We start from the raw sequence: 20192 nt of genomic DNA on the forward strand, positions 1-20192 counted from the left end.
ATTAACTACAGTTGGTTATAATATAAAAGAATAGTCGTTAAAGGATGAGAAAGATGAGAAAATCAGTAGTAGCGATCGTTGGAAGGCCGAATGTCGGAAAATCGACTATCTTTAACCGATTAGTTGGTGAAAGAATTTCTATTGTAGAGGATGTACCTGGAGTTACACGAGATCGTATTTATGCAGAAGGTGAATGGTTAAATAATACGTTTAATGTAATTGATACAGGAGGCATTGATTTAAGTGATGAACCATTAATTGTACAGATTAGAGAACAAGCTGAAATTGCAATTAATGAAGCAGACGTCATCATCTTCTTAGTGAATGGTCGAGAAGGGATTACGGCTGCTGATGAGGAAGTAACTAAAATTCTTTTTAAGTCTAATAAACCAGTCGTATTAGCCGTCAATAAAATCGATAATTATGAAATGCACGATTTGTTGTATGAATATTATTCATTAGGCTTAGGACAACCATTCCCGATCTCTGGAACTCATGGGCTTGGCTTAGGAGATGTATTAGATGAAGTTGTGAAGCATTTTAACACAGATATTAAAACAGAGGAAGATGAAGACCGAGTTTACTTTTCATTAATTGGAAGACCAAATGTAGGAAAATCTTCTCTTGTTAATACTTTGTTAGGTGAAGATCGCGTGATTGTAAGTAATTTAGCTGGTACAACAAAAGATGCGATTGACACAGATTTTAAACGAGAAGGTCGAGATTTCACGATTATTGATACTGCCGGAATGAGAAAACGTGGAAAAGTTTATGAGTCAACTGAAAAATATAGTGTGTTAAGAGCTTTAAAAGCTATTGAACGCTCAGATGTGGTACTCGTTGTAATTGATGCTGAAACGGGAATTATTGAACAAGATAAGAAGATTGCCGGATATGCTCATGAAGCTGGCAAAGCAATTGTTATTGTAGTTAACAAGTGGGATACTGTTGAAAGAACAGAGGACGCTATGAAAAACTTTGAAGAGGATATTCGTAAACAGTTTCAATTTTTATCTTATGCGCCAGTCGTTTTCTTATCTGCAGAAACGACGAAAAGAATTCATACGTTGGTACCTAAAGTAATCCAAGCTAGCGAAAATCACGCTAAACGAATTAAAACAAACCTTTTAAACGAAGTTATTGAAGACTCTTTAGCTATTAATCCAACTCCTTCGATAAAAGGCCAAAAGTTAAAAATATTATATACGACTCAAGTAGCAGCTAAACCACCAACTTTTGTCGTATTTGTCAACGACCCTAGTTTAATGCACTTCACATATGAGCGCTTTTTAGAAAATCGGATTAGAGAAGCATTTGGGTTTGAAGGTACACCAATTAAAATTTATGCTAGACAAAGAAGTTAAAATGAGGTGAGTTTATGGGGAAAGTAGCTGTATTAGGTGCAGGCAGTTGGGGAACTGCTTTATCTATTGTTTTAGCTGATAATGGTCATGAAGTTGCGCTTTGGTCTCATCGAAAAGAGCATGCAGAGCGTATAAATCATGCAAGAGAAAATGAACAGTATTTACCTAACGTAGCTTTAGACTCCTTGATTCAAGTGAGCTCTAGTTTAGAAAACGCAATCCAAGGTGCTGATGCTGTTTTATTTGTCGTCCCTACTAAAGCGATGCGACAAGTTTGTCAACAAGTGAGTTCACTTTTAACTGAAAAACAAACAATAATTCATGCATCTAAAGGCATCGAGCCCGAATCGAATAAACGAATTTCTGAGATGATGTCTGAGGAATTAGGTGCTCACCATGGTAAAGGGATTGTTGTTCTATCAGGACCTAGTCATGCTGAGGAAGTTGGTTTAAAACAGCCAACTACTGTAACCGTATCATCATTGCAAATAGATCAAGCGGTGAAAGCACAAGATTTGTTTATGAATGAAAACTTTAGAGTCTATACCAATGAAGACTTAGTAGGTGTAGAAATAGGTGGAGCGTTAAAAAATATTATCGCTTTAGGAGCAGGTATTTCTGATGGGTTAGGATATGGTGATAATGCTAAAGCAGCTCTTATTACAAGAGGGTTAGCAGAAATCGCCCGTTTAGGAAAGCGTTTAGAAGCCAATCCGTTAACTTTTGCAGGATTAACAGGTGTTGGGGATTTAATTGTAACTTGTACAAGTCAACATAGTAGAAATTGGCGTGCTGGGAATATGTTAGGTCAAGGGTACGTGTTGGATGACGTATTAGAGCAAATGGGAATGGTTGTTGAAGGAGTTCGTACTACGAAGGCAGCCTATCAAATGTCTGAAAAGCTTGAAGTAGATATGCCGATTACAAAAGGTTTATATGATGTGGTGGTTAACGAAAAACCACCAAAAGAAGTAGTCGATCAATTAATGAACCGTGGAAAAACAGATGAACTAGAGCAAATATCAAAAGGGTTATAAAATAAACGCTTGTTTTATCATAGAACAACTTCCTCAGTGTTGCATATATTATTACGAATGCACACTGAAGGAGGATCATCATGAGTCAAGATTTTCAACAGTCAATATTTGAACACTTGAATAAAAATGCTAACATATCACCAGATGAAATTATCCAAGTGGCACAATCCGTCCAAAATGCTGATTTCCAAGATCAAAGAACCGTACGTAGATTAGTTAAACAGCTAGCTAGAATGGCTAATAAACCGATGAGTCAACAAAAAGAAGACCAGCTTGTTGATCTAATTATTTCAAAGAGTGATTCGATAGATTACTCAACATTACAACAGATTTTCAAAAAATAGTTATAATTTGGGCAAGAGGACTTGGCATAACTATGCTAAAATTCATATGATGGGTTGTAATAGAATATTGAGCTACTTTTGAGGAAATTAGTCGTTAAAAAGAGGTGTATGCCCCTACACCTCTTTTAAATATGTTTGGACAAGTTTTATACCCCATTTATGTTAAGCTTCATGTTATAATTTTATTGATTTATTTAATTTGTCGTGAAAGGAAGGCAACATATATGTCAGAACCTATGCTAAGAATGTACATATCTTTTGTTGGCATGATTTTACTGTTTGTCGCTACTGGGTTAATTTTATTAGCAAGACATAAGTTAACAGGAGTAATTAGCGGTATTGTAGCAGCTATTGCTTATATTAGTATGTTAATTGGTGGTTTTATTATTTTCTACATTGTCTTTAGTGGACCAACACCACCATAGAAGGAGGGTTTTGCAACATGAAGACCAAAATTGTTCTAATTATGATATCGACATTAATGCTTCAAGCTTGCTTGTTTCCGAACGAGCGTCTTCAAGAAAACCAAGGAACCAATGAAGAGCAATTGGAAACAGTTCAACAAGCTGTAGATGAATATAGGGAACGTCATAATGGAATATTACCTATTCAGACTAGAGAACACGACACCCCTCTATTTATTAAGTATCCCGTTAATTTCTCAGTTTTAAAAGAAGAGAATATACTTGGAGAAACACCGGGCAATGCTTTTGAGCAGGGAGGTTATTATTCTTATGTCATTGTAGACCCAAAAGATGAAGTGCTTGTTCAAGTTTCCGATGTTCGAATTTCGCAATCTTTAAGATCCATAAATTATGAAATTAATATGTATCGTAACAACCACGGTAACCCGCCTTATGGTGAATCCATTGGTGATGGAATTTTCAGAATTAATGAAGACCGCATTAATTTACGTGAAGATACGGTGGTAACGAGCCCTTATACTGGAGGAGAGTTAGATGTTGTTATGACAACCCAAGGTGAAGCGGTCGTTGATTATCGTCCGGATATTTATCAGCTTATGGAACGTGAAGGGATCGAATCCTATGATGGTGACATTAGGTATTTGTTATTAGAGTATTACCCAATTGTGCCAGCATATTCTCCTGAAATGTATTTTAAAGACGGTGAAATTAAGCTAGAAGAAGGTATTATAACTGAATAATGATCAATTTCTTGAATAGAGATTCTATTAGGTGTAAATAGAATCTCTATTTTTTTATATTTTAAGTCATATTTGTTTGGGACAACGACATAAATTAGTAGTGCCAAATCATAACAAGTGATCGATAAATGGATCAGGTCGGAGGGATAAAATGGAAAAGTTTAACGTGTTTCATGACATATCGAGACGGACTAACGGGGATATTTATTTAGGTGTTGTTGGAGCAGTTAGAACTGGTAAATCAACGTTTATCAAACGGTTTATGGACCTAGTTGTTTTACCAAATATCATTGATGAACAAGAGCGAGAGAGAGCTAAAGATGAATTACCCCAAAGTGCTGCTGGAAGAACAATTATGACAACAGAACCTAAATTTATACCTAATCAAGCTGTTGAAGTTGCGGTTGAAGAAGGGCTAGATGTTCGAGTTCGTTTAGTCGATTGTGTCGGGTATACTGTAGAAGGTGCTCAAGGCTTTGAGGATGAAAATGGACCAAGAATGATTCATACTCCATGGTATGAAGAAGCAATCCCATTTCATGACGCTGCAGAAATGGGAACAAGAAAAGTAATACAAGAACATTCAACAATTGGAATGGTTGTTACAACAGATGGATCTTTTGGAGACATAGCGCGTGAGGACTATCGTGAGGCAGAAAGGCAGGTAGTAGATGAGTTAAAAGAGGTTGGTAAACCATTTATTATGGTTTTAAACTCTAGTCAGCCTCACTCATTTGAAACAAGCTCACTTCGTCAAGAGTTATCAGAGGAATATGATATTCCTGTTTTACCAGTATCAGTTGAAAATCTTCAAGAAGATGATGTGAACAATATTTTAAGAGAAGCGCTCTACGAATTCCCTGTCCTAGAAGTTAATGTTAATTTACCGAGCTGGGTAATGTCACTTAAAGATGATCATTGGTTACGTAAACAATTCCAAGAAGCGATTCAAGATACAGTTCAAAATATAAAACGTTTACGTGATGTTGATCGTGTCGTTGGTGAATTCCATGAATTTGAATTCATAACAGAAGCAAGAATGGCAGGTATGGAAATGGGTGAAGGTGTAGCTGAAATAGATCTACACGCATCAGATGAACTGTACGATGAAGTGTTAAATGAAATTGTCGGAGTTGAAATTCGAGGTAAAGATCACTTGTTAGAGCTTTTACAAGATTATTCAGACGCAAAAAGAGAGTATGATCAAGTAGCTGATGCCTTAGCAATGGTTAAACAAACTGGGTATGGCATTGCTAGTCCGTCATTAGAAGATATGCGCTTAGAAGAACCGGAAATTATTAGGCAAGGGCCAAGGTTTGGTGTTAGATTAAAAGCTGTTGCCCCGTCCATTCATATGATTAAAGTCGATGTTGAATCAGAATTCGCCCCAATTATAGGTACTGAAAAGCAAAGCGAAGAGTTAGTTAGATACTTGATGCAAGACTTTGAAGAGGATCCATTATCAATTTGGAAATCAGACATATTTGGTCGCTCACTAAGCTCAATTGTAAGAGAAGGAATTCATGCGAAACTAACCTTAATGCCAGAACATGCTAGGTATAAATTAAAAGATACTTTAGAAAGAATTATTAATGAGGGTAGCGGAGGTTTGATCGCAATAATTTTATAAGATTTACGTAAAAAGGCAAGTGACCTTGATGTTCGCTTGTCTTTTTTGTTTGGTTAAATTTTGATGGTTTAATTTTAAAATTTTAAACTTATATGGAATATATAGTAACTACATAGTGGGTCAGAATACCTAAGAATTCGATAAAAACACTGATTTGATGCAATTTTATGTTGAAACACCGCAAAGCATGTGATAATATGCAATTACATCAATTAGAAAAATATGCTACATTATCAATTTTGAAATAAAAAACGCTGAAACCCGCTTATATATTGCATTTTACACGTATTTTTGTTTTAATTTTGGTAACAATGATACTAGTTTTAAAGTTTGAAACTTTGAAACTTATAAATAATTTTATGATTATATTATTTGTGATTAACTTTTACTTCTCATAAAGTTAAAAGTAAAAGTTTAATTAATATGTCAATACACTTCTGAGAGGGGGTGAGACGGATGAACAAGACAGATCTTATCAATACAGTAGCTGAAAGTGCTGATCTTTCTAAGAAAGATGCTTCAAAAGCAGTAGATTCTGTATTTGAAGCAATTACTGAATCATTAACAAAGTCTGAAAAGGTACAATTAATTGGTTTTGGTAACTTTGAGGTGCGCGAACGTTCTGCACGTAAAGGACGTAACCCACAGACTGGACAAGAAATCGATATTCCAGCGAGCAAAGTACCTGCGTTTAAACCAGGTAAAGCCCTTAAAGATGCTGTGAAATAAGCGATACATAGGGCATAAAAGAGGGGTGAATACCCCTCTTTTTTAATTCCTTTCTCTAAACCATTAATATGAAGTTCATTATGCGAGTTAGATGAGCGGTGATTTTTTAAACTGTAGATTAGATAAAACGAGCGAAAAGTGCTAAAATACATATTGTAATGATATTAAAAGTCTATTTAATTATGGTTTCTTAGGCTTAAATTAGGTGATTATTAATGAAGGTGAATGCTCAACATATTGATAATTTTAAAGAAAACTTTCTAAAACAATATAAACATCCATACATAAGTAATGATATATATGAGAAAGTCTTTATTGAAGAATATATGTATTTGATTTATGAGGCGGCTAATAATTATAACCAAGTAATTGCAGATGCATTAATTAATATGCAAATCTCTTTAAATGTTCATGATTTAGTCGACCAACACTTCTCTGATCAGGCATCAAGTGGTCACTTAAAACAAAATCAGCTTAAAGTTTTACTCGGTGATTACCATAGCTCTCTGTTTTATAAACTATTGTCAAATGAGCGGTTAACTGAGGCGCTGTATCATTTTCTACCATACATAAAACAAATAAATGAAATGAAAGTAGATTTGTTACATAACGATTTCCCTCCAAATAAATGGGTAGACAATGTTTTATTAGTTTACACAAACTTATTAAAAGGAATTGCAAGCTATTACAATATAGCCCGGTTTGAGGAACTGTGGTTACCTAAGGTCGAATCAAAAATTTTAAATATTTATAAACAATTACCTTGGTTTATCGAACTGAAGAATCATGACCAAAGCCAATTAGAAAAGGTGATTGAGTTGCGCAAACAATAAAGGACAACATAGGAGTAGAGAAATCGATGGACCCTAATACTAAGTCAGAAAAAGTACACAACGTTTTTGAAAAAATATACAAAAGATATGACCGAATGAACTCTATTATTTCTTTTCAGCGTCATAAAGCTTGGCGAAAGAGTGTCATGAAGCAAATGGATGTAGAAGAAGGCTCATCTTGCTTAGATGTGTGTTGTGGAACGGGGGATTGGTCATTAGCCCTTTCAGAAGTAGTGGGTAAGAAAGGACATGTAGTTGGTTTAGATTTCAGTAAAAATATGCTTTCTGTTGGGGAGGAAAAAGTCCAAGCAGACGGAATAGAAAATGTAACCTTTGTTCATGGGGATGCAATGTCTTTACCTTATGAGGATAATCAATTTGATTATGTAACGATTGGCTTTGGATTACGGAATGTACCAGATTACATGCAAGTGTTACAAGAAATGTATCGCGTTGTTAAACCTGGTGGACAGGTTGTTTGTTTAGAAACATCTCAACCCACTCTCCCTGTATTTAAGCAACTATATTTCTTTTATTTCAAACATATCATGCCATTATTCGGTAAGCTTTTTGCAAAAAGTTATGATGAATATGCTTGGCTTCATGAGTCAACTAAAAACTTCCCAGGTAAGACAGAGTTAAGGTCAATGTTTTACGATGCAGGCTTTAAACCAGTGAAGGTTAAAAGTTACGCATTGGGTGCAGCTGCTATGCATTTAGGTAAAAAGTAAACTCATAAAAAGGTGAATTTGATGAAGTTGGCGACCACTATTAAATATATGAATGATGACATTAATGAAATTGAAAACCGAATGAAGGAAATAACTGGGAAAGAACATACGATGATCAGAGCAGCTTCTAACCATTTATTACAAGCTGGGGGTAAACGGATTAGGCCTATCTTTGTTTTACTATCATCACAATTTGGAAAACCTGAAACTAAACAAGTGATTAATGTAGCTGTTGCCTTAGAATTAATTCATATGGCATCACTTGTGCATGATGATGTAATTGATTTTTCTGATACTAGAAGAGGGCACCCTACAGTTAATAGTAAATGGGATAATCTGACCGCGATGTATACAGGTGACTTCCTTTTCGCAAGAACGTTGGAGTTAGTGAAAGGAAAAAACGAACAACAAATTCATAATGTAATCTCTGAAACAATTAACCAAGTGTGTATTGGGGAAATTGAACAGCTTCGTGATAAATATGATATTAATCAGAGTTTGTTCAATTACTTTAGAAGAATCAAACGAAAAACAGCACTATTAATTGCAACGAGCAGTAAATTAGGAGCTATTGCAGCTGATTGTGATCAAGAAACGATCGAACGTCTTGAGTTGTATGGCTATTACATAGGTATGTCTTATCAGATTATTGATGATATATTAGATTTTACATCGAGTGAAAAAGAGTTAGGCAAACCAGTTGGTAGTGATCTTTTAAACGGGAACTTAACACTACCAACTATTTTAGCCTTTAATGACGACGGTTTATATCGTGATGTGGAACAATTTTTTGAAAATCCTGATCAAGAGGAACTGGCTCAAGAAGTTATTCAAAAAATAAAGCATTCAGATGTGATTGAAGATGCTTTTCAATACAGTCAAACGTATTTAAGAAAGGCTTTGCAACAACTAGACGCTTTACCTAATAATAAATCTAAACGAACATTACAAAAAATTGCTGGTTATTTAGGAAAACGTAAATTTTAAATTGTATTTTGTCGTAAAATTTGATAAACTTTTTAACGGTTTGTATGAAAATACTTTAAGAGGTGACAAAACAATGGAAAAGACATTTATTATGGTTAAACCAGACGGAGTACAAAGAAACTTAGTAGGTGATATTGTTTCACGTTTTGAACAAAAAGGTTTTAAATTAGCAGGTGCTAAACTTATGCAAATCCCAACTGAATTAGCTGAAGAGCATTACGGAGAACATAAGGACAAGCCTTTCTTTGGAGAACTTGTTGATTTCATTACTTCTGGCCCAGTATTTGCAATGGTTTGGGAAGGTGAAAATGTTATTTCAACAGCTCGTAAAATGATGGGGGCAACTAACCCTGCTGAATCAGATATCGGCACGATTCGCGGTGATTATGGTTTAACAGTAGGTAAAAACGTTATTCACGGTTCTGACTCTCCTGAATCAGCTGAACGTGAAATTGGTTTATTCTTTAAAGAAGGCGGCTTAGTAGAATACACGAAAGACGCTAGCAAGTGGGTTTACTAATTTCTCTTTAACCTTGTGTATATAAATACACAAGGTTTTTTTACAACTTCCCGACATTTTCACAAATTCTAGCCTTACAACTTAAAACTATTATATAATTGAAATAGTTATATCAACATTGGGAGAGGTACGGTAAAAATGAAGGATGATTACATAGCATTTGTAGAACAAGTAAATAAGCGAACAGGAATTGATTTATCATTATATAAAGAAAAACAAATGAAAAGAAGACTCACAACGTTAAGAGATAAAAGAGGTTTTAATCATTTTCACGATTACTTTAAGGCAATGATTGAAAACGAACAGCTATATTATGAATTTTTGGACAGAATGACTATTAATGTATCAGAGTTTTATCGGAACTCTACACGGTGGGAAACTTTTAGGGTTAAAATACTACCGAACCTAATGAAAGGAAAGCAAAGTTTAAAAGTTTGGAGTGCTGCTTGTTCAACTGGAGAAGAACCATATACGATTGCAATGATTTTAAGTGATTATTTTCCATTAGACCAAATAACAGTTCATGCTACTGATATAGACGAACAAGCACTTAATAGGGCTAAAGAAGCGGTATATCCAGAACGATCTTTAAAGGAAGTGCCTGAGGATAAAAAAAGAAAGTTCTTTACCAAAAAAGGTAATTACTATGTATTATCAGAAGAAATTAAACAGTGCGTTCAATTTAGTAAGCATAACCTTTTAGCTAAGAGTTACAAAACTAGTTATGACTTAATTGTATGTCGAAATGTCTTAATCTATTTTACAGAAGAAGCTAAAAGCCAAGTGTATGAATGGTTCTCACAATCTTTAGTAACTGGAGGGGTACTTTTTGTTGGTAGTACAGAACAAATTTTTAACCCTCAAACATTTAATTTAGAAGTTGCAGAAACATTCTTTTATGAAAAACAGTGAATTGGGGGTGTTTAGTTTGCGGTATTTAACAGCCGGAGAATCACATGGTAAACAACTAACGACAATCGTAGAAGGTGTTCCAGCTCATTTAAATTTATTAAAAGAAGATGTAAACGAGTCTTTAATTCGTAGACAAGGCGGATATGGTCGTGGCAGACGAATGAAAATCGAAAAAGACTTAGTTTCAATCTTAAGTGGTGTTAGACATGGCTACACACTTGCCTCACCAATTACACTTGCTGTGACAAATGATGATTTTAAAAATTGGGAAGATATAATGGGAGAAGACCCAGTTGATGAAGACCAACATATAAGACGTCAAGTAACTAAACCAAGGCCAGGGCATGCTGATTTAAATGGGGCTTTGAAGTACAATCATCGTGACATGCGCAATATTCTTGAAAGGTCATCTGCTAGAGAAACAGCAGCTAGAGTAGCAGCTGGTTCTATAGCGAAAAAAATATTAAGCGAATTAGGAGTTAAAGTAGTCGGATACGTAAAAGAAATTTATGGTATAGAAGCATCTGACCTTCCCATTTCTGTTGATGAAAAAATAGAGAAGTCCAATAAGTCTTTAGTCCGTACTATTGATGAAACGGTAGAAGAATCGATGAAACAAGCAATTGATCAGGCTAAACAAGATGGGGATTCAATCGGTGGAGTCGTTGAAGTGACAGTTGAAGGAGTTCCAGCAGGTTTAGGGTCGCATGTTCAATATGATCGTAAGCTAGACTCAAAAATAGCAGGTGCAGTTGTTAGCATTAATGCTTTTAAAGGTGTTGAGTTTGGGCTTGGCTTTAAAGCAGCTCAAACACGTGGCAGCGAAACACATGATGAAATTGATTATGATGAAACATCAGGTTATTACCGCAAAACAAATAGACTCGGCGGTTTTGAAGGTGGTATGACTACTGGTATGCCAATCGTAGTTAAAGGAGTCATGAAGCCGATTCCAACACTTTACAAACCGCTAGAAAGTGTTGATATTAATTCTAAGGAACCTTTTAAAGCTAGTATTGAGCGTTCTGATAGTTGTGCAGTTCCTGCTGCAGCTGTAGTAATGGAGCATGTTGTCGCTTGGGAAGTTGCTAGTGCTATTGTTGATCAATTCCCATCTGACTACATGGAGCAATTGAAGAAATCGGTAGAAGATGAACGAGAAAGGATTAGAACATTTTAATGAAAGAAATCACAGTTAAAAGTTCTATAGATTATAAAATTAATATTGGTACTCGTATAAGGTTTAATATTTATGAGTTTATTAAAGAGTTCAATTATAATAAAATCGCCGTTATTACAGATGAGAATGTGGCGAAGTATTATCTAGAGGATGTAGTTAACGGTTTAACTCCATTTATTCAAGTGGTAACTTACAACCTCCCTAGTGGAGAAAAAATTAAAGATATAAGTTGGTTTGAGCGATTACAACAATTTCTTCTTAATGAACAACTAGATCGTCATTCTGCAGTGATTGCTTTAGGTGGTGGTGTGGTTGGTGATCTTTCAGGGTTTGTTGCTTCAACATATATGCGTGGAATTGGATTTGTACAAGTGCCGACAACTCTACTTGCGCATGATAGTAGTATTGGCGGGAAAGTAGCGATTAATTTAGGTAGCATCAAAAATATTATCGGTCACTTTTATCCACCTCAAGCCGTGATCTATGACCTTGATACGTTATCGACTCTTTCAGAACAAGAGTTTCGTTCAGGATTAGCAGAAGTGATTAAACATAGTTTAATTGGCGATGCTCATTTATACGAGCAACTTATTACTAAGCAAGAACTTTCAGTTAAAGATCAGTCCTTTGAAAAAATATTGCATCGCTCAATTGATGTTAAACGTGTAATTGTTGAAGCAGATGAATTAGAGTTAGGGAAACGGAAGTTCTTGAACTTTGGCCATACTTTAGGACATGCGATTGAATCGGTATATCAAAGCAAAAACATAACGCATGGTGAAGCGGTGATGGTTGGAATATTATTTGATTTATTCGTTTCAGACTTAGAAAATGGAGAGAGGCAAGGTATGTTAAGTGGGGGTCTTATAACTTGGCTAACGAATATTGGTTATAAGCTAGCGTTATCTGAATGGAGAGTTAATCAATTATTACAGTTGATGTTAAAAGATAAAAAGAACGAAAAGCAACTAATCGCATTAGTTCTATTACGTGATTATGAACAGCCTTATGTAAAACATTTCTCACCAAAAGAAGTGAAAAATCTTTTAGAAGCATTTGCTAAGTATATGGGGCAATATTCTAATGTTAAATATTTAGTTTAAGCTGGTGTACACATTTTAAAACTATTAGTAAGGGGATAATGTAATGAGCGAACGATTCCATTTTAAAGATTACTCATTAGCTGGTGAAATAGAAGTTCCAGGTGATAAGTCTATTTCACATCGAGCTCTCATGTTAGCATCTCTTGCTCAAGGGGAAAGTGTTATTAACCGTTTTTTACTTTCTGAGGATTGTAATAGAACGATTGAAGCTTTTAAGGCATTAGGTGTTCAAATCGAGACGCACGGGGACCAAGTATTAGTTAAAAGTGAAGGTGCTTCTGCTTTTAAAGAGCCGAGTAGTCCACTTGAGATGGGCAACTCGGGAACAACGATACGACTATTAGCAGGGTTATTAGCAGCGTTTTCTTTTCAAGTCACTTTAACGGGTGATGAATCTCTTAGTAAGCGACCAATGGAGCGGGTGATCACACCATTAACTAAAATGGGTGCTCACTTTCAATCAATAACTGGTGATAATAAACTACCCATAAAGATTAATGGCGGAAAGTTAATGCCGATTACATATCATTTACCAGTAGATAGCGCACAAGTTAAATCAGCTATTATATTAGCGGGCTTATTAACAGAAGGGCAGACCACTGTTGTAGAAAATAACCCGACTCGTGACCATACTGAAAAAATGCTACCTGCTTTTGGTGGTTCAATAAAAGTTGAAGAACAAACAGTTACGATTAAAGGTAAACAAAGCTTAAAACCTACAAACTTAACAGTACCTGGTGATCAATCCTCAGCTGCATTTTGGGTTGCAGCAGCGCTAATCACTCCTGATAGTCATATTAAAGTTAAAGAAGTCGGAGTTAATGAAACAAGGCTAGGGTTTGTGAATGTATTGAGGCGAATGGGTGCTAATATTAAAGTGAAAGTTGACCGGTATATTGGTGATGAACCTATTGGAACAATTGAAGTTTCATATTCTACTTTACACCCAACAACGATTAAACCTAATGAGGTTCCTGCAATGATTGATGAAGTCCCATTATTAGCTTTAGTGGCAACTCAAACTTATGGCGATATGACAATTGAGCATATTGAAGAATTACGCTATAAAGAAACAGACCGAATTAGTGCTACTGTTGCTTTATTAAAGAATCTTGGTGCTAATATTAAAGCTTCAAACGACCAGATTGAGGTTTATGGAAGAACTTTACTTAAAGGTGGTCAAGTGAAGACTAATGGTGATCATCGTATGGCTATGATGGCAGTGATTGCTTCCATTATAAGTGAAAAACCTGTTACGATTGATGATGTTGAATGCATTCAAGTTTCTTATCCCAATTTTTTAGATGATTTAAGAGGCTTATTGAAGGAATTTGTTTAGTAAAAATAGAAAGGTGATGGAGACATGGAAACAATCAGCGAAGCATTAGAGCTGAAAAATGAAGGAAAGATTAGCGAAGCCGTTCAATTACTTAAAAGTTATGTCAATGAAGCGGATGACGTAGAGCGATTTGATGTTGCGCAACTACTCCATGAATGGGGTCTTCTAAATGATGCAAGTGACGTTTATGAAGATATGTTAGTCATTTATCCAAAAGACTGTTATGTTAAATTACTGTTAGCAGAAGTTTATATTGAATTGGGTGAAGATGAAAAAGTTATCGATTTATTAGAAAGTATTGACCCAGAAGATGACTCTTATGTTACATCACTAGTGGTATTTGCCGATTTTTACCAATCTCAAGGATTGTTTGAAGTAGCAGAGAAAAAACTAGAAGAAGCAAAATCGATCGAACCTGATGAGCCAATTATTGATTTAGCTTTTGCAGAATTAGCATTTTCTAATGGGGAATACCAAAAGTCAATTCCGTTTTATCAAAAAGTAGAGAGATATGATGATGAAATTGATGCAGTCAATATTAAAGAACGTTTAGCAGAAGTATTATCTTCAGTTGGAAATTGGGAAGAGGCTTTAAGTTATTATGAGCTAATCGAATTAGAAACACCTGATCAACTATTTAAATACGGTTATACAGCTTTTCAACTAGACCGCTATGATATTAGTACTAGGGTTTGGAATCAGCTGATTGGTGTTGATGCAGAATATACAAGTGTTTATCCATTGCTAGCACAAGCCTTATATGAAGAAGGTGCGCTACAAGAAGCGTTTAATACAACTGTACAAGGTATTGAAAAAGATGAACATAATAATGAATTATATTTATTAGCAGCACAGTATGCCGTTAAGTTAAAGAAACTTGAAAAAGCTGTAGACTATTTAAAAGAAGCGTTAGCTATTGACCCAGCTTATGAAGATGGTATAGAGCTTTTATTAACCCTTTATATCGAGAATGAGCAATACAATGAAGCTAAAGACCTTGTAGAAGAGCTAATGCGACTTGAAGGATACCCTGTTGTATTAAATTGGCGTGCGGCACAAGTGTATAATGAATTAGAAGAATATGAACTAGCAAAAACACACTTTGAACAAGCTGCTCCATCTTATAGTGAAGAACCAGACTTTCTAAAAGAATACGGAATGTTTTTAGTAGAAGAAGGCGATTTCTATAAAGCTAAACAAATTCTTGATTCATACTTGAAAGTTATTCCAGAAGATGATGAAGTAAGAGAGTTTTTAACAAGAATGCAAGAACAATAAATGGGGTGAAGGAATGAACGTCTCACCATTAAAGAAAAAAGCGTTTATAGACTGGTTTTTAGATCATTATGATCTGCCTCAACGTGAAATAGTGTGGTTGTTTGATTACTTATTAAAACGCGATGAGTTGTTAGAAAACCTACACTTTGTATTTGAAGCTCATCTTTGTCCACGCAGTATGATTATATCTGTTCAACAAGGTGAAAAGAGGCCATTCCGTTATTATAAGGAACACGTCGTTACCTCAGAAGTTGAAAAAGCCTTTCATGATATTAGAATGAACCAAGGCGAACCACTTTACTTGGAGATTAGTTTTGAAGGCATTAGGCATTCGAAAGAGTATATATCGGTTTTAGAAGATAATCCATTCTTACCTGATGACTATTATTTAAATGACCAAGACTATAAAGAACTCGATACACTGTTAAACTATGTAACAAATGAACAATACATTGCAGGTTTGAAAACTAAAATTGATCATGCCCTAGATACCGGTGACTATGAAGCTTTTAACTTCTATAGCAGCTTATTAAACAGTCAACATACTAAAAAGACAAGATAGGAGGTAGCTGCATATGAAATGGATGCATCAAGATGTACAAAGTTATACACAAGCTAAAGAATATATCGATTCAGCTGTGATGCCGTTAATCCCTTTCTCCTTTAGTGATGATGATGAGCTAACAAAGCTTTCATTCCAGCATGAAGTGATGCAAATTTATATGACGCAAATTGAAAAACAACTGAAAGGTCGAGTTTTTTTATTACCTGTATATAATTACCTAAAACAAAACACACTAACTGATGAATATGAACGTTTAGCATCTGTTGTAGGTCAGATTCAAGAACAGCCATTTAAATATGTATTTTTATTCACTTTTGATAAGAAGTGGAGAAAATATAGTTCTGAATTAGATGCTGAACTAATATGGTTGCCAGCCCCTCAACAAAGTGACTTAAACCAGGTTGAAACACAACAACTCGTCCAATCACAAGTTGCAGAAATAGAAGAACTGATTAAAGAACAGTGGAATGACTAGATTTATGACAATCTTGTAAAGAAATTGTGACATTTTTCTATTCAGTTTGTTGTTTTTATTGACCGATGTTGAGGGATACGCTATCATTATATTGTCCTAATAAATATGTGAAAAAACCCTGTTCGTTGATCAGATGGATAGAGGGGGGAAAGACATGAGCGAAAAGAAAAACAATCAAGTCTCTCGTAGGCAGTTCTTAAACTACACGTTAACAGGTGTAGGTGGCTTCATGGGTGCGGCTATGGTTGCACCAATGGTTGGTATGGCTGTCGATCCATTATTAAAAGCTGATGGTTCTGATGATTTTCAGTATGTAATGGACGTTGATGAAATTACTGATGAGCCACAACGTAAAACGTTCTATATTGACCAACAAGATGGTTGGTACGATACAGAGGCTGAACGTACTGCATGGATTTATCGAGACGAAAATGGTGACATTTTAGCACTATCTCCTATTTGTACTCACTTAGGCTGTGTTGTTGACTGGGAAACAGGTGACCATGGTAATGAATTCTTCTGTCCTTGTCACTACGGACGTTATGACCAGAATGGAGTTAACATTCCAGGTACACCGCCAGAAGGACCATTACATGCTTATGAGTATCAAATTGAAGACGGTCGACTATATCTAGGTAGAGCGAATCCACGAGAGGGGGCGTAATTGATGCTACAGAAGATTTATGACTGGGTTGATGAGCGGCTAGATATTACGCCTATTTGGCGCGATATTGCTGACCACGAAGTGCCTGAACATGTAAACCCAGCACACCACTTTTCAGCATTTGTATACTGTTTTGGTGGTTTAACATTCTTTGTTACAGTTATTCAGGTATTATCAGGTATGTTTTTAACGATGTACTATGTTCCAGATATTGAGAATGCTTGGAATTCCGTTCAATATCTACAATCACAAGTAGCACATGGACAAATTGTTCGTGGTATGCACCACTGGGGAGCTAGTGTCGTAATTGTAATGATTTTCTTACATACGTTACGCGTATTCTTCCAAGGTGCTTATAAGAAACCACGTGAATTAAACTGGGTTGTTGGTGTGTTGCTATTCTTCGTAATGTTTGGACTAGGGTTTACTGGATACCTATTACCATGGGATAACAAAGCATTCTTCGCAACTCAAGTAGGTCTTGAAATTGCTGAGAGTGTTCCTGTAATTGGCACAGATATTAAGACGTTACTTGCAGGTGACCCAGATATTGTAGGTGCACAGACCCTAACAAGATTCTTTGCGATTCATGTATTCTTCTTACCTGCAGCTCTATTTGGGCTAATGGCATTACACTTTATTATGATTCGTCGTCAAGGAATCTCAGGTCCACTATAAGAGGAAAACTGAAAAAAAGGAGGGAACACTGTGCATAGAGGAAAAGGAATGAAGTTTGTCGGGGACTCCAGAGTTCAAGACAAAGAACAACGTAATACAATTCCAAAAGATTACTCTGAATATCCTGGTAGAACAGAAGCATTCTGGCCGAACTATTTATTAAAAGAATGGCTAGTTGGGGCAGTATTCTTAATTGGATTTTTATGTTTTGTTGCCGTTACCCCAACAGCTTTAGAGCAACAAGCAGACCCTAACAATGCTGCTTATATCCCTTTACCAGACTGGTACTTCTTATTCTTATATGAATTACTTAAGTTTGAGTTTGCTGCGGCAGAATATATTGTGATCGGTACAGTCGCTATTCCAGGCTTGGCGTTTGGCGCTTTACTATTAGCACCATTCTTAGATACCAAACCAGGAAGACGACCATCACAACGTCCAATTGCAACAGGTATGATGTTAATAGGTGTACTTGCAACAATTTGGTTAACATATGAGTCTGTTGTAGCTGTTGACTGGGACGAACGTGAAGAGTACTCAGTTGAAAATATGGTAGAGCATGAAGTCGACGAGACCCACCCAGGTTACGAGCCGTACGCGCAAAACTGTATGAGTTGTCACGGTGGTTCATTAGAAGGTGAGCCTGGTTTAGGTCCTGACCTATTAGATTTACCAACACCGGCAGATGCAATTAAAGAAATTGCAGTTGAAGGTATTGGCGATATGCCAGCTGATATTTTTGATGGAACGGATGAAGAATTAGAGCAATTAGCTGAATTCATCGTTGAAAATACAGAAACAGATAATGGTGAAGACACAGAAGAATAAAAGACAAAAGCTGACTTGTAATAAGTCAGCTTTTTGCTTACATAACACTTTTTTAGGAGAATAGAAATGATCTATTTATTAATGGACCGTAGAATTTTAATATTATTATTGATCATCAATACGTTAGGTACAATTTATGGGTTTTATTGGTACCGATATCAGCTAGAAATAACACCTACAATCTTTATCCCATTTGTTCCAGATAGTCCAACAGCGTCTATGTTTTTTGTTATTGTATTAATTGGATTCTTATTAAATAAAAATTTTAAATATATGGAAGCTTTAGCCATGTTAACGTTATTTAAATATGGTATATGGGCTGTTGTAATGAATATTTTAACTTTTATGCATGGACAACCTGTCACACTAATTGCCTTAATGCTAATCGCATCCCATGGAGCAATGGCCATTCAAGCTTTATTGTATTCGCCGTTTTTTAAAATTGAAATGAAGCATTTAGTGGTTGCAGCTGTTTGGACACTTCATAATGATGTGATTGATTATGTTTATGGTCATATGCCTATGTATCCTACATTATCTCAATTTCAAGACCACATTGGTTATTTCACATTTTGGTTAAGTTTGCTGTCAATTTTACTTGTTTACCTTTTTGGAATGAAAAGAACACGTTCTACTCATTTAGCATAAGCATATAATAAATATTAGTTAAAAGGGGATATATCAAATGGGGTTAAGTAAGTTAATTATACTTTTCATCCCTTTATATGCTTTGTCGGTCGTTGTTGACATGAGTGAGGTGGTTTTTACTATAATATTAGTGACTTCCATTATCTTAGCAACATTATTTTATGTTGGGTGGAAAAAATACAAAGAAGACCAAGCTAGAAGCAACGAAATTGACGATGAAAAACAGTTTGACTAAAATTGACTATAGATAGATAACAATGAGGAGGAGTCGGTATGGGAATCGGGACTTTCTTAATTTATTTTGCGATTTTGTTGCTACTCCCGCTCTGGGCGCAAAATAAAGTTAAAAAAACATACAAGAAACATATGAGGATCAGAAACTCTTCTAACATGACAGGAGCAGAGGTCGCGAGAAGGTTGTTGCAAGAAAATGGAATTTATGATGTGAAAGTTGAAGAGACAAAGGGTTTTCTTTCAGATCATTACGATCCAAGGAAGAAAGTCGTCCGTTTATCTTCTCACAATTACCACGAACCTTCCCAATCAGCTGCAGCGATTGCAGCTCATGAAGTTGGACATGCTGTACAAGATTTTGAAGAATACGCATTCTTGCGATTTAGACATGCTTTAGTACCTGCAGCAAGCCTTGGTTCCAATATGTCTTTCTTCTTTATCATTGCAGGCATTATTTTTACTTCGGCGCAAATGTTTTTAGTCGGGATTATTTTTATGGCATTTGCTGTCTTGTTCCAGCTGGTCACATTACCTGTAGAATTTGATGCGTCCAACCGAGCAATGGGGCAATTAGTGAGTACAGGTATGATTGGAAGTGCAGAGCATAGAGAAACGAAAAAAGTTCTTGATGCCGCTGCTTGGACATATGTCGCGGGTGCAGTAGTTGCCTTAATGGAGCTAATTCGTTTTATATTTATGTTTCTCCATATGGCAGACGATTAATTTTATTAAATGCTAAAATCAATGACTATTCACAAAGAGGTAAAAAATAGTTAATAATAGAAATCCGAACGATTCATCATCAATGAATTCGTTCGGATTTTTGCGGTTTTAATAGCTACTCATCTAACATAAGAAATCGAATGTTCGTATTTTAACAACTCTATTTTCACCCCAACTTCATCAATTTTAAAGAGGTTTAGCCGACATCTTAAGCTGATAAATTAC

The 20192-nt window shown here is 35.6% G+C and carries 24 protein-coding genes; all 24 read left to right on the top strand.

Features of this window, described 5'->3' with window-relative positions:
* The first annotated feature begins 53 nt into the window (after positions 1-53).
* The 24 genes from der to ABDZ63_RS06495 all read left to right on the top strand — a co-directional run bounded on the left by der (position 54) and on the right by ABDZ63_RS06495 (position 19967).
* On the top strand, positions 54-1364 hold the full coding sequence (gene der, locus ABDZ63_RS06380) for a ribosome biogenesis GTPase Der (protein WP_343782504.1): 1311 nt from the start codon (positions 54-56) through the stop codon (positions 1362-1364).
* Between the two features lie 14 nt (positions 1365-1378).
* The gene (locus ABDZ63_RS06385) at positions 1379-2401 is read left to right on the top strand and encodes an NAD(P)H-dependent glycerol-3-phosphate dehydrogenase (RefSeq protein ID WP_343782506.1); all 1023 of its coding nucleotides are present in this window, start codon (positions 1379-1381) and stop codon (positions 2399-2401) included.
* Between the two features lie 80 nt (positions 2402-2481).
* Positions 2482-2745, top strand: coding sequence for a stage VI sporulation protein F (locus ABDZ63_RS06390; protein ID WP_343782508.1), 264 nt, complete (start codon positions 2482-2484; stop codon positions 2743-2745).
* 224 nt (positions 2746-2969) lie between these two features.
* Positions 2970-3170 (top strand): DUF2768 domain-containing protein, encoded by a 201-nt coding sequence (locus ABDZ63_RS06395; RefSeq protein WP_343782509.1) that lies wholly within the window; start codon positions 2970-2972, stop codon positions 3168-3170.
* A gap of 17 nt (positions 3171-3187) precedes the next feature.
* Positions 3188-3910 carry a hypothetical protein gene (locus tag ABDZ63_RS06400; protein WP_343782510.1) on the top strand — a complete coding sequence of 241 codons (723 nt, stop codon included), beginning with the start codon at positions 3188-3190 and terminating at the stop codon, positions 3908-3910.
* Positions 3911-4061: 151 nt separating this feature from the next.
* The gene (spoIVA, locus tag ABDZ63_RS06405) at positions 4062-5540 is read left to right on the top strand and encodes a stage IV sporulation protein A (RefSeq protein ID WP_343782511.1); all 1479 of its coding nucleotides are present in this window, start codon (positions 4062-4064) and stop codon (positions 5538-5540) included.
* A 456-nt stretch (positions 5541-5996) separates the two neighbouring features.
* On the top strand, positions 5997-6269 hold the full coding sequence (locus tag ABDZ63_RS06410) for an HU family DNA-binding protein (protein ID WP_343782512.1): 273 nt from the start codon (positions 5997-5999) through the stop codon (positions 6267-6269).
* A 215-nt stretch (positions 6270-6484) separates the two neighbouring features.
* Positions 6485-7102 (top strand): heptaprenyl diphosphate synthase component 1, encoded by a 618-nt coding sequence (locus tag ABDZ63_RS06415; protein ID WP_343782514.1) that lies wholly within the window; start codon positions 6485-6487, stop codon positions 7100-7102.
* 26 nt (positions 7103-7128) lie between these two features.
* Positions 7129-7833 (top strand): demethylmenaquinone methyltransferase, encoded by a 705-nt coding sequence (menG, locus tag ABDZ63_RS06420; RefSeq protein WP_343782515.1) that lies wholly within the window; start codon positions 7129-7131, stop codon positions 7831-7833.
* A gap of 21 nt (positions 7834-7854) precedes the next feature.
* Positions 7855-8820, top strand: coding sequence for a polyprenyl synthetase family protein (locus tag ABDZ63_RS06425; RefSeq protein WP_343782516.1), 966 nt, complete (start codon positions 7855-7857; stop codon positions 8818-8820).
* A 73-nt stretch (positions 8821-8893) separates the two neighbouring features.
* The gene (gene ndk, locus ABDZ63_RS06430; protein WP_343782518.1) at positions 8894-9340 is read left to right on the top strand and encodes a nucleoside-diphosphate kinase; all 447 of its coding nucleotides are present in this window, start codon (positions 8894-8896) and stop codon (positions 9338-9340) included.
* 138 nt (positions 9341-9478) lie between these two features.
* A complete protein-coding gene (locus ABDZ63_RS06435) occupies positions 9479-10252 on the top strand; it encodes a CheR family methyltransferase (protein WP_343782519.1) in 774 nt (257 codons plus the stop codon).
* Between the two features lie 16 nt (positions 10253-10268).
* Entirely contained in the window at positions 10269-11432 is a 1164-nt protein-coding gene (aroC, locus tag ABDZ63_RS06440; protein ID WP_343782520.1) for a chorismate synthase, read from the top strand.
* Positions 11432-12535 carry a 3-dehydroquinate synthase gene (gene aroB / locus ABDZ63_RS06445; protein ID WP_343782521.1) on the top strand — a complete coding sequence of 368 codons (1104 nt, stop codon included), beginning with the start codon at positions 11432-11434 and terminating at the stop codon, positions 12533-12535. The genes aroC and aroB overlap by 1 nt, the downstream gene beginning before the upstream one ends.
* Positions 12536-12578: 43 nt before the next feature.
* Positions 12579-13874 (top strand): 3-phosphoshikimate 1-carboxyvinyltransferase, encoded by a 1296-nt coding sequence (gene aroA / locus ABDZ63_RS06450; RefSeq protein WP_343782522.1) that lies wholly within the window; start codon positions 12579-12581, stop codon positions 13872-13874.
* 24 nt (positions 13875-13898) lie between these two features.
* Positions 13899-15152, top strand: coding sequence for a tetratricopeptide repeat protein (locus tag ABDZ63_RS06455; RefSeq protein WP_343782523.1), 1254 nt, complete (start codon positions 13899-13901; stop codon positions 15150-15152).
* A 13-nt stretch (positions 15153-15165) separates the two neighbouring features.
* Positions 15166-15714 (top strand): ReoY family proteolytic degradation factor, encoded by a 549-nt coding sequence (locus ABDZ63_RS06460; RefSeq protein WP_343782524.1) that lies wholly within the window; start codon positions 15166-15168, stop codon positions 15712-15714.
* 13 nt (positions 15715-15727) lie between these two features.
* Entirely contained in the window at positions 15728-16192 is a 465-nt protein-coding gene (locus ABDZ63_RS06465; RefSeq protein WP_343782525.1) for a DUF2487 family protein, read from the top strand.
* A gap of 154 nt (positions 16193-16346) precedes the next feature.
* A complete protein-coding gene (locus ABDZ63_RS06470; protein WP_343782527.1) occupies positions 16347-16856 on the top strand; it encodes a ubiquinol-cytochrome c reductase iron-sulfur subunit in 510 nt (169 codons plus the stop codon).
* 3 nt (positions 16857-16859) lie between these two features.
* On the top strand, positions 16860-17534 hold the full coding sequence (gene qcrB / locus ABDZ63_RS06475) for a menaquinol-cytochrome c reductase cytochrome b subunit (protein ID WP_343782528.1): 675 nt from the start codon (positions 16860-16862) through the stop codon (positions 17532-17534).
* A 30-nt stretch (positions 17535-17564) separates the two neighbouring features.
* Positions 17565-18362 (top strand): menaquinol-cytochrome c reductase cytochrome b/c subunit, encoded by a 798-nt coding sequence (locus ABDZ63_RS06480; protein ID WP_343782530.1) that lies wholly within the window; start codon positions 17565-17567, stop codon positions 18360-18362.
* A gap of 66 nt (positions 18363-18428) precedes the next feature.
* Complete coding sequence (gene lhaT / locus ABDZ63_RS06485; protein WP_343782531.1) at positions 18429-19010, top strand: lipoprotein heptaprenylglyceryl N-acetyltransferase LhaT; 582 nt, start codon at positions 18429-18431, stop codon at positions 19008-19010.
* A 37-nt stretch (positions 19011-19047) separates the two neighbouring features.
* Positions 19048-19245 carry a sporulation protein YpjB gene (locus ABDZ63_RS06490; RefSeq protein WP_343782533.1) on the top strand — a complete coding sequence of 66 codons (198 nt, stop codon included), beginning with the start codon at positions 19048-19050 and terminating at the stop codon, positions 19243-19245.
* A gap of 38 nt (positions 19246-19283) precedes the next feature.
* Complete coding sequence (locus tag ABDZ63_RS06495; RefSeq protein WP_343782534.1) at positions 19284-19967, top strand: zinc metallopeptidase; 684 nt, start codon at positions 19284-19286, stop codon at positions 19965-19967.
* The last annotated feature ends 225 nt before the right edge of the window (positions 19968-20192 follow it).

Origin of the sequence: Alkalibacillus silvisoli (assembly GCF_039521975.1) — a bacterium.
Classification (GTDB): domain Bacteria; phylum Bacillota; class Bacilli; order Bacillales; family Alkalibacillaceae; genus Alkalibacillus; species Alkalibacillus silvisoli.